Source organism: Mesorhizobium sp. M7A.F.Ca.ET.027.02.1.1, assembly GCF_004022985.1.
Lineage (GTDB): Bacteria > Pseudomonadota > Alphaproteobacteria > Rhizobiales > Rhizobiaceae > Mesorhizobium.
In genome coordinates this window covers 1-9,852 of the sequence record NZ_RZOL01000227.1, presented here as the reverse complement: position 1 = coordinate 9,852, position 9,852 = coordinate 1, and the positions used below count along the sequence as shown (strand labels likewise).

Here is a 9,852-nt window from a genome sequence, read left to right as displayed (position 1 = left end):
CTTCGAGGTTGACAAGGTCACGATACTGCAACCTTCGGTAGCAGTTCCCGCTACAACCCGGGCGGATGCAACCGCTCCTATGGCGGCGGCGACGGGCCGCGATCCAGCATCCTTTCAACCGGGGAATTCGGGCAGCGGCAATGGTGGAGCCGGCGGCCAGCAACCGGGCCAGCAATCCTCAGGGAAACGCAACGATGACGCGCAGGACTACGGCCGCGGCACTTCGCCTGCTCGCGAGAGCGCTGGCGGCGATATCTTTATCTAGCGCGGCAAACGCCGCCGCAGCCGCGGCCAATCCCTGCGAGCCGGAGATCCTGCGCGCCGCCGATCGTTATGGCGTACCCGCCGGCATCCTCTATGCCGTTGGCCTGACGGAGACCGGAAACAAGGGCAGCCTTCAACCCAATGCCTTGAATATAGAAGGAAAAGCAGTCTTTCCGAGGAGCCGGACCGAGGCCCTTGCCGCCTTCGCCAATGCCCGGCGCGAGGGCAAGACCCTGATCGATCTGGGCTGCATGCAGATCAATCACCACTACCATGCATCGCATTTTCGCAGCGTCGAGGACATGCTCGACCCACGCCAGAACGTCGACTATGCGGCGCGCTTCCTGGCCAGCCTTCATGCCCGTCACGAGACCTGGTCTATGGCCGTGGCCCGCTATCATGCCGGTCCCGACAACGACCCGGCGCAGAAGATCTATGTCTGCCGCGTCATTGCCAACATGGTCGCCACCGGCTTTGGAAAATGGACTACGAACGCCCGCGGCTTCTGCAACCCGTAAGCGCATTTCCCGTTACTAATAGACAAACCGTACAACCCGAATTGTTGGTTTGACTTGGTCAGAACTTGCCGCCGAAAGCACATCTGGCCGCCCGCTAATGCAACCGAAACGATTCCAGACTCCCAAGAAACTAGCTACAAGAAATGACGGTTGTTCAGGATTCCCGCCAGCGGATACGCCTCTCTTCACGGGGCAAATGATTTGATTCGGAAGGCGGGGCCGATGATTGTGATCGTTGACGAGCGCGAGCTCGTAACAGAGGGATACAATTCACTTTTCGATCGTGAGGGCATCGCCTGTGCAGGCTTTGCATCCGGCGAATTCGGTGAGTGGGTGAATTCGGCCGCCGACACCGATCTGCGCTCGGTCCGGGCCTTCCTCATCGGCGACTGCCGTGAAGGCTCCATCTCTCCGCGCCAGATCCGCGACCGCACCGGCGCCCCGGTGATTGCGCTCAGCGAACAGCATTCGCTGGAGAACACGCTCCGGTTGTTCGAGAGCGGCGTCGACGACGTCATTCGCAAGCCCGTCCATATCCGCGAGATCCTGGCCCGCATCACCGCCATCCGCCGCCGCGCCCAGGAAGACGTCGCCTACACCGAGATCGGCGCCATGCGCATCTTCATGGATGGCCGCGACCCCGAGATCGACGGTCAGCCCCTCCCCCTGCCGCGCCGTGAACGCCGCATCCTCGAATATCTGGCGAGCAATCGCGGGCGCCGTGTCACCAAGACCCAGGTTTTCAACGCCATCTACGGCATCTTCGACGAAGAGGTCGAGGAGAACGTGGTGGAAAGCCACATCAGCAAACTGCGCAAGAAGCTGCGCGAGAAGCTGGGCACCGACCCGATCGATTCCAAGCGTTTCCTCGGCTACCGGCTCGTCTTCTGATGCAGCGCCGCGCCAGCCTCGCGCAAGAAAACATGCGTAGCCTCGTAGCCAGCAGCATGGACACAGCGGAGACGTTTCGATGAGCCTCTACGGAATGATGCGGACCGGCGTTTCCGGCATGAACGCCCAGGCAAACCGCCTATCGACGGTCGCCGACAACATCGCCAATTCCGACACCACCGGCTACAAGCGCTCCTCCGCCGAATTCTCGACGCTGGTCATGCCGTCGACCGGCGGTGCCTACAATTCTGGCGGCGTCACCACGACGATCCGCCAGGCGGTCAGCGATCCGGGTGTGCTTCAGTACACGACCTCGGTTTCCGACCTTGCCGTCAGCGGCGATGGCTTCTTTGTCGTCCAGGATCCGAGCGGCACCCCCTACCTGACCCGGGCCGGCGCTTTCGTTCCCGACGGTCAGGGCAGACTGGTCAACTCGGCCGGCTTCCAGCTGATGGCGTACAGCTACGACAACGGCGTACCGGCAGCGACGGTCAATGGCTTCGAGGGGTTGGTCCCGGTTGTCATCTCCGACCAGGGAATGACCGCAACGCCGAGCACCGAGGGCAGCTATGCCGGCAACCTGCCGGCCGGCGCGACACCGGTCGCGACCGCCAACCTGCCCGCCGCCAACGCTGCGACCGCGCAATACACGTCGAAATCCTCGATGGTCGCCTACGACAATCTCGGCAACAAGAAGCTGCTCGACGTCTATTTCACCAACACCGGCGCCGGCACCTGGCAGGTGGCGGTCTTCGATCAGTCGAAGGCCACCGCTGGAACATCGTTCCCCTACACCGCTGGCGGCTTGCTGGGCTCGGCCAACCTGACCTTCGACACCACCACCGGCAAGCTCACCGGCACGCCCACCGGCGTTTCATTTACCGTGCCGAACGGCGCCACCCTCAATCTCGATCTGTCTGCGCTGACCCAGCTTGGCGCCGGCTTCACGGTTTCCGATGCCCAGGTCAACGGCAACGCGCCGAGCACCATCGACAAGGTCCAGATCAGCAAGGACGGCACCATCTACGCACAGTACAAGGACGGTTCGACCAAGCCGCTCTACAAGATTCCGCTGGCCGACGTGCAGAGCCCGGACCAGCTCACCGCGCTGCCCGGCAACGTCTATTCGCAGGGCACCGAGTCCGGCGCGGTTCGTGTCGGCTTTGCCAATGAAGGCAAACTCGGCTCCATCATCTCCGGCGCGCTCGAGAATTCCAACGTCGACATCGCCGAAGAACTGACCAACATGATCGCGGCGCAGCGCAGCTACACCGCCAATTCGAAAGTCTTCCAGACCGGTTCCGATCTGATGGACGTCCTTGTCAACCTGAAGAGATAAGACGGGCGTCGCCCGCGAAAGACCCGCATGTCACTGTCTACCGCATTGAGTATCGCCCAGTCGGCGCTTATGAACACCGCGCGACAGACAAGCGTTGTCTCGCGCAACGTCGCCGACGCCTCCAACCCGGACTATTCGCGGCGCCAGGCCGTCGTCACCAGCACGGCGCCGGGCGCGCGTTCGGTCGATATCCAGCGCGCAGCCAACGAGCTTTTGTTTCGCCAGAATCTCGGCGCGCTATCGGCCTGGAGCGGGCAGAACGCGCTCTACAGCGGCATGGATCAGCTGGGCGTTGCGGTCAATGGCGTCGACAATGCGTCCTCGCCCTCGACCGCGATCGCCAACCTGCAGCAGGCGCTGCAGCTCTACGCCACCTCGCCGTCGAACCAGAACCTCGGCGCCTCGGTTATCGACGCCGCCAAACAGGTCGTGCGCTCGCTCAACGAGGGCTCCAAGGCCGTCCAGGATTTCCGCACCCAGACCGACGGCCAGATCGCCACCGCCGTCGATGACCTGAACTCGCTGCTCAGCCAGTTCCAGGATGCCAACACGGCGGTCATGTCCGGAACCCGTTCCGGCACCGACGTTTCCGATGCGCTCGACCAGCGCGACGCGCTTTTGAAGAAGATTTCGAACTATGTCCCGGTGTCGACCTTCACGCGAGGCGACAATGACATGGTCATCACCACCGGCGACGGAACGACTTTGTTCGAGACGATACCGCGCACGGTCACCTTCGCGGCGTCGGCAGGCTATACCGCGGGTGCCGCCGGCAATGCCGTTTACATCGACAACGTGCCGATCTCGGCGGGAGCCGGTGGCAACACCAGCGCCAGCGGCACGCTTGCCGGCCTGCTGCAATTGCGCGACGGCGTCGCCTCGACCATGCAGAGCCAGCTCGACGAGACCGCGCGTGGCCTGATCACCGCTTTTGCCGAGACCGCACCCGCGATGGCCAATGCCGCCGGCCTGTTCACCTGGTCGGGAGCGCCGGCCGTGCCGGCCGCCGGCACGCTGGTCAACGGCCTTGCCGCGTCCATCCGCGTCAATTCGGCGATGGACCCGAGCACCGGCGGCAATCCGACGCTGCTGCGTGACGGCGGTGCCAATGGTGCAGCCTATGTCGCCAACACCGGCGGCGGCGCGTCCTATTCCACCCTTCTGGTCGCCTATGGCGACCGGCTCGACCAGCCGATGACTTTCGACCCCGCCGCCGGCGTTTCGGCAACCTCCAGCGTATCCGACTACGCCGCCAGTTCGATCGGCTGGTTCGAGGGCGTGCGCCAGCAGGCTTCGACCGCCTCCGATGCCAAGGAAGCACTGGCATCGCGCAGCGCAGAGGCGCTGTCCAACGCGACCGGGGTCAATGTCGATCAGGAAATGTCGTTGCTGCTCGACCTCGAACACACCTACCAGGCATCGGCCCGGATGATGAAAACCGTCGACGACATGCTGACGGCCTTGCTCAACGCGGTGGGATAATTCCATGACTTCAGTCTCCTCGGCCGCAATCTCCAATGCCATGCGCTCCCAGCAGATGCGCATGCAGGCCGAACTCGTCAAAGCCACGAAGGAAGCGTCGACCGGCAGGGTCGCCGATGTCGGGCTGGCTCTCGGAGGGCGCACCGCCCAGTCCGTCACCTTCTCGCGCGATCTCGACCGGCTCAACGTCATTATCGATTCCAACGGCCTGGTCGGCGCGAGGCTTTCCTCGACACAGACCTCGCTTGGCCAGCTCTCCGGCGCCGCTCAGACCTTCCTGTCCGCCCTGACCACCGCTTCCTCAAGCGACTCGTCCAACAGCCTCACCCGGGACTCCGGCAAGGCGACCATCCAGCAGCTGACCTCGATCCTCAACACCAGCGTCAATGGTGAATATCTGTTTGCCGGCACCAACACCGACGTCAAGCCGATCAACGATTTCACGGCTGCCGGCTCTCCCGCCAAGGCTGCATTCGATACCGCTTTCCTCACCAATTTCGGTTTCACCCAGGACGACCCGGCAGCGGCCAACATCACGGCCGCCCAGATGGACGATTTCATCACCAACGATGTCGCGCCGCTGTTCACGGGCGCGGGTTGGCAGGGCGACTGGTCGAACGCCACCGACCAGCAGATCGTCAGCCGCATCGCACTCAACGAAACCACACCGACTTCGACCAGCGCCAACAGCGATGGCATTCAGAAACTCGCCATGGCCGCAGCCATGGTCAGCAGCCTGATGTCCAGCAACATCAGCCAGGCGGCGAAGAATACGGTTGTCAGCCGCTCCACCACATTGGTCGGCGCAGCGCTGAGCGGCATTGGCCAGCTTCAATCCGAGACCGGCATCGTCCAGAAGCGGGTTTCCGATGCCAACGATCGGATGAAAACGCAGGTCGACCTTTTCGAACGGCACATTCTCGATCTGGAAGCCGTCGATCCGGCGGCAGCCGCGACACGGGTCGCGGACCTGACACAGCACATCGAAACGTCTTTCGCGTTGACCGCACGCCTGCAGCAGCTCAGCCTGTTGAATTACCTGACCTGACAACGCTTAACGGAACGGTAGAGCCCCAACGATGTACCAATTCTCCTACGCCGACATCCAGAGCAACTCCGTTGCCGACGCGAAGGACCGCGAGCGGGAGCTTCTGACCCGCTCGATCGACATGCTGGCGGCGGCAGCAGCGGCCGGCCACGATTCCATGGAAGCGATCGAGGCGCTTCACTTCACCAACCGCGTCTGGACCGCCTTCGTCGAGGATCTTGGCTCCAGCGACAACGCCCTGCCCAAGGAACTGCGCGCCAACCTCATTTCCATCGGCCTGTGGCTGCTGCGCGAGGCGGAGGACATCCGTCAGGGCCGCACCAACAATTTCGAAGGGTTGATCGAGGTGTCCCAGATCATCAGGGACGGCATTCAATGACCAACACGCTGAAGATATCGCTGAAGCCGAACGAAAAGATCTACATCAACGGCGCCGTCATCCGGGTCGACCGCAAGGTCACTGTCGAATTGATGAACGACGTCCAGTTCCTGCTCGAAAGCCACGTGATCCAGGCCGACGATGCCTCGACGCCGCTCAAGCAGCTTTATTTCATCCTGCAGGTCATGCTGATGAACCCGGCCGGCGCCGCCGCCGCGCGCGACATGTTCCGCCGTTCGCTGCCGCTGCTTCTGGCAAGCTTCGAGGACACCCAGATCTGCAGCGCGCTGAAACAGATCGACCGCATGGTCGGCGAGGATCATATCTACGAGGCGCTGAAGGCGATCCGCGCGCTTTATCCGCTCGAACGCCGCGCGCTGGGTGGCAATGACGATGTTTCGGGTGCCGAGCGCCCGCTGGCCGTGGGAGCACGATACTGATGAACGTGGACATGACGACGACGATTCCGACCGGCGCCAATCAGGCCACGGCCTCGACCTCGAAGACAGCGGTCGACTACCAGTCCTTCCTGAAGCTTCTGATCGCCGAGATGAAGAACCAGGATCCGACCAAGCCGATGGATTCGACGCAATATGTCGCCCAGCTCGCCACCTTCTCTCAGGTCGAGCAGTCGGTGCAGACCAACACCAAGCTCAATCAGATCATGCAGTCCTCGGCGCTGTCGCAGGCCGACGCACTGATCGGGCGCTCGATCACCTCCGCCGACGGCCTGACCACGGGCACCGTGGCTTCGGTGCGCCTCGCCAGCAACGGTCTCATCGCCGTGCTGCAGAACGGCACCGAAGTCGCCGTCGGTCCGGGAGTCTCGGTCAAGGCAGCAAGCTGACGCTTTCGACAGAGAGCCAGTCCCATGAATGAGGCCGACGCTCTCGACATCGTCCAGTACGCGGTGTGGACGGTGCTCGTCGCGTCCGCTCCGGTGGTGCTGGTCGCCATGGCGGTCGGCATCGGCATCGCCCTCATCCAGGCGCTGACGCAGGTACAGGAGATCACCTTGACCTTCGTGCCGAAGATCGTCGCCATCATGCTGGTGGTGGCGCTGACCGGTCCCTTCATCGGCAGCCAGATATCGGCCTTCACCAACGTCATCTTCGAGCGCATCCAGAACGGCTTCTGAGCCTGTTCCAGGATGGTGTGCCGCGGCATGCCGTTCGCAATTGTCTGAGGACAGACGCCGCCGATCCCCGCGGCGCCTCCGGACCCACGGCGGACAAGGCCTGGACCGCCTCTATCCCATTGTTGGACCATGCGCTTTTTTGCCCTTTGCGGCGCCATGCCCTACTTTCGGCAAACGGTCTGCGCAAACGGATTGTCTGACGAGCAGGCACGACATGGCAGGAACCCCAAATGATTGACGAAAAGCCGGACAGCGAGAGCGTCTCGGCGCTGGCGCCCTTCCGGCACGGCATTTTCCGCGCCGTGTGGGGCGCAAGTCTCGTCTCGAATTTCGGTGGCTTGATCCAGGGTGTCGGCGCCGCCTGGATGATGACCACGATCGCCACCTCGCCCTATCAGGTGGCCCTGGTCCAGGCTTCGACCACCTTGCCGATCATGCTGTTTGCACTCGTAGCCGGCGCCATCGCCGACAGTTTCGACCGGCGCAAGGTGATGCTTGTCGCCCAGACCTTCATGCTGGTGGTGTCGGTGCTTCTGACCCTGTTCACCTATTCAGGCCTGATCACGCCGTGGACGCTGCTCGCCTTCACCTTCCTGATCGACAGCGGCACCGCGCTCAACAGCCCGTCATGGCAAGCCTCCGTCGGCGATATCGTTCCCCGCAACAAGGTGCCGGCAGCCGTCGCCCTCAATTCGATGGGCTTTAACCTGACGCGCAGCGTCGGTCCGGCAATCGGCGGCATCATCGTCGCCGCGGCCGGTGCCGCGGCCGCCTTCGCGGCGAACGCGGTGAGCTATATCGGCCTGATCGTCGTGCTGGCGCGCTGGAAGCCGAACGTGCCGGTATCGACCTTGCCGCGCGAGTCGCTGGGGGCTGCCATGGGCGCCGGCCTGCGCTATGTCGCCATGTCGCCCAACATCGGCAAGGTGCTGGTCAGGGGTGCTGCGTTCGGCTTCAGTGCAGGCGCTGTGCTTGCGTTGCTGCCTCTGGTGGCGCGCGATGTCGTCAAGGGCGATGCGCTGACCTATGGCATCATGCTCGGCGCCTTCGGCATCGGCGCGGTCGGCGGCGCCTTGATCAGCGTCAGGCTGCGGCAGTTGCTGTCCAGCGAGACGATGGTGCGCTGTGCTTTTGCCGGCTTCGCTGTCTGCGCATTCAATGCCGCCGTCAGCCAGCATGCCTGGCAGACGTCGCTCGGCCTGCTTGTCGGCGGCGCCTGCTGGGTGATCGCGCTTTCGCATTTCAACGTCACGGTGCAGATGGCGACGCCGCGCTGGGTGGTCGGCCGGGTGCTGTCGGTCTACCAGACCGCGACTTTCGGCGGCATCGCGCTCGGCAGCTGGATCTGGGGTGTCGTCGCCGATGCGCACGGCGCCGAAACCGCGCTGATCGCAGCCAGCGTCGCCATGCTGGCCGGCGGCGCCATCGGTCTTTTGCTCCCGCTGCCGCAACAGCAGGTGCTCAACCTCGACCCGCTCAATCGCTTCAAGGAACCGCACCTTGCGCTTGACCTGAAGCCGCGCAGTGGTCCCATCGCCATCATGATCGAGTATGTGATCCGGCACGAGGACGAACCGGAGTTCCTCGCCATCATGGCCGAACGCGGCCGCATCCGTCGTCGTGACGGCGCCCGCAACTGGACGCTGGCGCGCGATCTCGAGAATCCCACCGTATGGATCGAGCATTATCACACGCCGACCTGGATCGAATATATCAGGCACAATGGACGCATCACCCATGCCGACGCCGTCATCGGCGAACGCATCCGGGCGCTGCACAGCGGCGACGAACCGCCCCGCGTGCGGCGCATGATCGAACGCCCGACCACCGCCGGCACAGCGCTTGTGATGGCCAAGGGGCCGATCGAGCATTAGGGCTCCGCAATCGCGCCCCTGCCGCAGGCACCCCGCTTGGCCCTCCCGTCACCCCTCGCCCGACAGATCCCGGCGCGCCTTGTCGAGTTCCTCGGCATAGCGCCGCATCAGATGGCCTTCGGTCAACAGGCCCAGCACGATGTGGTCGGTGAAATCCTCGACGACAGCGAGTTCTTCGGCGCCGGCGCGCTGGAATGTTTCCGCGGCGGCCTGCACGTTCATGCTCGGCACCAGCACCGCGTCCTTGTATTTGGCAAGATCGCGCACCGGCACCTCGCCATCGGAAGGATCGCTGTGCAGTTCGGCCACGATCAGCACGCCGACATAGTGGTCGCCCGCGTCGACGGCGATGACCCGCTGGGCAGAGCCGAGCGGCACTTGCTTGCGGAAGGCTGCCAGCGTCGTCGAGGCATAGATGGTCTTGATGTCCTTGCGCATCATCGAGCCGACTGTGAGGCTGCGCATCCAGCCGACATCGTGGGCGCTGCGGATGGTCTCGCCGCGCAGATGGAAGCGCCATGTCGAGAACGAGTAGCCGAAGGTTTCGCGCACCAGGATCGCCGACATGATCGAGGCGGCCAGCACAACGCCGGTCAGCGTCAGGTCGCGGGTCGATTCCAGCGCCAGGAAGGTCATCGTCAGCGGACCGCCGACGACACCGACGGCGAGCGACGTCATGCCGACGACGGCGGCGACGGCAGGGTCGATGCCGGTTGCCGGAGAAATAACAAGCATCACATCCGCAAACGCCTTGCCGAGCAGCGCGCCGAGGAACAGCGAGGCAAAGAACAATCCGCCGCGAAAACCCGACCCCAGCGACACCGCCGACGCCGCCAGCTTGAGCACGAAGACGCTGGCCACCACGGCCAGCCCGTAATTCATCGAGAATTCGCGATGCAGCGCGCCATGGCCGCTGGAC

The 9,852-nt window shown here is 63.7% G+C and carries 11 protein-coding genes; 10 read left to right on the top strand and 1 reads right to left on the bottom strand.

Features of this window, described 5'->3' with window-relative positions:
• Nucleotides 1-194 precede the first annotated feature (194 nt).
• From EN749_RS22515 to EN749_RS22470, 10 genes are all read left to right on the top strand, one after another.
• Nucleotides 195-782 carry a transglycosylase SLT domain-containing protein gene (locus EN749_RS22515; RefSeq protein ID WP_189367657.1) on the top strand — a complete coding sequence of 196 codons (588 nt, stop codon included), beginning with the start codon at nucleotides 195-197 and terminating at the stop codon, nucleotides 780-782.
• Between the two features lie 222 nt (nucleotides 783-1,004).
• Entirely contained in the window at nucleotides 1,005-1,673 is a 669-nt protein-coding gene (locus EN749_RS22510) for a response regulator transcription factor (protein ID WP_013529780.1), read from the top strand.
• A 79-nt stretch (nucleotides 1,674-1,752) separates the two neighbouring features.
• A complete protein-coding gene (locus EN749_RS22505; RefSeq protein ID WP_127322241.1) occupies nucleotides 1,753-3,012 on the top strand; it encodes a flagellar hook protein FlgE in 1,260 nt (419 codons plus the stop codon).
• A gap of 27 nt (nucleotides 3,013-3,039) precedes the next feature.
• Nucleotides 3,040-4,494 carry a flagellar hook-associated protein FlgK gene (gene flgK / locus EN749_RS22500; RefSeq protein ID WP_128364000.1) on the top strand — a complete coding sequence of 485 codons (1,455 nt, stop codon included), beginning with the start codon at nucleotides 3,040-3,042 and terminating at the stop codon, nucleotides 4,492-4,494.
• Nucleotides 4,495-4,498: 4 nt separating this feature from the next.
• Nucleotides 4,499-5,542, top strand: a complete 1,044-nt coding sequence (locus EN749_RS22495; protein ID WP_128363999.1) for a flagellar hook-associated family protein — start codon at nucleotides 4,499-4,501, stop codon at nucleotides 5,540-5,542.
• A 31-nt stretch (nucleotides 5,543-5,573) separates the two neighbouring features.
• On the top strand, nucleotides 5,574-5,921 hold the full coding sequence (flaF, locus tag EN749_RS22490; RefSeq protein WP_023810018.1) for a flagellar biosynthesis regulator FlaF: 348 nt from the start codon (nucleotides 5,574-5,576) through the stop codon (nucleotides 5,919-5,921).
• Nucleotides 5,918-6,361 carry a flagellar biosynthesis repressor FlbT gene (gene flbT, locus EN749_RS22485; protein ID WP_023810019.1) on the top strand — a complete coding sequence of 148 codons (444 nt, stop codon included), beginning with the start codon at nucleotides 5,918-5,920 and terminating at the stop codon, nucleotides 6,359-6,361. The genes flaF and flbT overlap by 4 nt, the downstream gene beginning before the upstream one ends.
• The gene (gene flgD / locus EN749_RS22480) at nucleotides 6,361-6,768 is read left to right on the top strand and encodes a flagellar hook assembly protein FlgD (protein ID WP_013529774.1); all 408 of its coding nucleotides are present in this window, start codon (nucleotides 6,361-6,363) and stop codon (nucleotides 6,766-6,768) included. The genes flbT and flgD overlap by 1 nt, the downstream gene beginning before the upstream one ends.
• 24 nt (nucleotides 6,769-6,792) lie before the next feature.
• On the top strand, nucleotides 6,793-7,059 hold the full coding sequence (gene fliQ, locus EN749_RS22475; protein WP_023810020.1) for a flagellar biosynthesis protein FliQ: 267 nt from the start codon (nucleotides 6,793-6,795) through the stop codon (nucleotides 7,057-7,059).
• Between the two features lie 230 nt (nucleotides 7,060-7,289).
• A complete protein-coding gene (locus EN749_RS22470; RefSeq protein ID WP_128363998.1) occupies nucleotides 7,290-8,933 on the top strand; it encodes an MFS transporter in 1,644 nt (547 codons plus the stop codon).
• 48 nt (nucleotides 8,934-8,981) lie between these two features.
• On the opposite strand, the gene EN749_RS22465 is transcribed toward EN749_RS22470, so the two are convergent.
• Nucleotides 8,982-9,852: chloride channel protein (locus EN749_RS22465; protein WP_145990973.1), on the bottom strand; the 871-nt coding region annotated here is incomplete at its 5' end.

Coding starts and splice junctions, on each gene's coding strand:
- EN749_RS22505 (WP_127322241.1), top strand. CDS start 1,753: ATGAGCCTCTACGGAATGATGCGGACCGGCGTTTCCGGCATGAACGCC.
- EN749_RS22495 (WP_128363999.1), top strand. CDS start 4,499: ATGACTTCAGTCTCCTCGGCCGCAATCTCCAATGCCATGCGCTCCCAG.
- flbT (WP_023810019.1), top strand. CDS start 5,918: ATGACCAACACGCTGAAGATATCGCTGAAGCCGAACGAAAAGATCTAC.
- flgK (WP_128364000.1), top strand. CDS start 3,040: ATGTCACTGTCTACCGCATTGAGTATCGCCCAGTCGGCGCTTATGAAC.
- EN749_RS22470 (WP_128363998.1), top strand. CDS start 7,290: ATGATTGACGAAAAGCCGGACAGCGAGAGCGTCTCGGCGCTGGCGCCC.
- fliQ (WP_023810020.1), top strand. CDS start 6,793: ATGAATGAGGCCGACGCTCTCGACATCGTCCAGTACGCGGTGTGGACG.
- EN749_RS22510 (WP_013529780.1), top strand. CDS start 1,005: ATGATTGTGATCGTTGACGAGCGCGAGCTCGTAACAGAGGGATACAAT.
- flgD (WP_013529774.1), top strand. CDS start 6,361: ATGAACGTGGACATGACGACGACGATTCCGACCGGCGCCAATCAGGCC.
- EN749_RS22515 (WP_189367657.1), top strand. CDS start 195: ATGACGCGCAGGACTACGGCCGCGGCACTTCGCCTGCTCGCGAGAGCG.
- flaF (WP_023810018.1), top strand. CDS start 5,574: ATGTACCAATTCTCCTACGCCGACATCCAGAGCAACTCCGTTGCCGAC.